Annotated in this window: 2 protein-coding genes; one reads left to right on the forward strand and one right to left on the reverse strand. The window is 70.7% G+C overall.

All coding sequences use genetic code 11. The features are described 5' to 3' along the window. Nucleotides 1-554, reverse strand: a 554-nt coding sequence (locus tag G3N99_RS40235) for a LysE family transporter (RefSeq protein ID WP_206125193.1), incomplete at its 3' end; no start/stop codon positions are given. A gap of 95 nt (nucleotides 555-649) precedes the next feature. On the opposite strand from G3N99_RS40235, the gene G3N99_RS40240 reads away from it, so the two are divergent. After that, nucleotides 650-1,235, forward strand: a 586-nt coding sequence (locus G3N99_RS40240; protein ID WP_206125194.1) for a LysR family transcriptional regulator, incomplete at its 3' end; no start/stop codon positions are given.

Consider the following 1,235-nt stretch of genomic DNA (forward strand, 5'->3'; position numbering starts at 1 on the left):
TGCCCGGCATTGAGCCAGCGCCACTGCCGCTCCGTGCACAGCACGCGCGCGAACAGCAGCCCGGCGAAACACCACAGCGACAGCGACGCCATCGCGGCCACGCCGAACGCCAGCCCGAGCAAGACGCCGAGCCGCGCCGGGCCGGATGCGAGCGCGGCGAACGACGCGGCCGCGCCGAGCGTCATCGCCCAGCCTTTCGGGTTGTGCCAGAGCATCCAGACGCCGCTGACGAACCCCTGCGGCCGATGCACGGCGGCGTCGAGCCGTGGCTTGCCGCCGCGCCCGATGCGCACGGCCAGCCACACGAGGTACACCGAACCGACCGCCTTCATCGCGAGTTGCAACGCGGGCAGCGCAAGCAGCACGCCGCCGAGCCCGGCAGCAGCAGCAGCGGCCATCGACGCCAGGCCGGCCGCGATACCGGCCATCAGCGGCAGCGAGCGCCGATAACCGAAATGCGCGCCCGACGCGGTCGCGAGCGTCGTCGCGCCGCCCGGCGTCACGGTGGACACGATCACGAACAGCATCAGCGGCAGGTAGTCGCGGAACGGCACGGAAGCTCCCGGTTGTCGTCGTCGAAGCCCCGTTTTACCCGCGATCCTCCCATTACGACAGCGAAAGCTTTTTATGCCTGCCATTAGCGATCATAATGCGTCGCATGGTACGCAATCTCGACATCGCGCTGCTGCGCGCCTTCGTCACGGTCGCCGAGCATCGCAGCATGACGGCCGCCAGCCGCGCGCTGCACCTGACGCAGGGCGCGATCAGCCAGCAGGTCGCACGGCTCGAAACGCTGTCCGGCCCGCTGTTCGTCCGCGAGCACCGCAACCTGCTGCTCACGGCCGACGGCGAGCGGCTGCTCGGGCAGGCGCGCCGGCTGCTCGCCGTGCACGATGCGCTGTTGACCGACATGACGGCCGGCGCGGTCGAAGGCGCCGTGCGCGTCGGTGCACCGCAGGATCTCGTCTCCTCCTGCCTCGCACCGATCCTGAAAGGCTATGCGCAAGCGCATCCGCAGGTCGCGCTCACGCTCGTGTGCGCGGCATCGCCAGAACTGCGCCGCGGGCTCGCGCAGGGCGAACTCGACGTCGCACTGATCGAGGCGCCCGTCGGGTCGTCGCGCGGCGAGTGCATCGCGGTCGACCGCCTGGTCTGGGTCGGCGCGCAAGGCGGCACCGCGTACCGGAATACGCCGTTGCCCGTGTCGATGGTCGCGCAGACCTGCGCGTTCCGCC

Source organism: Burkholderia sp. Ac-20392 (assembly GCF_017104585.1).
Lineage (GTDB): Bacteria > Pseudomonadota > Gammaproteobacteria > Burkholderiales > Burkholderiaceae > Burkholderia > Burkholderia lata.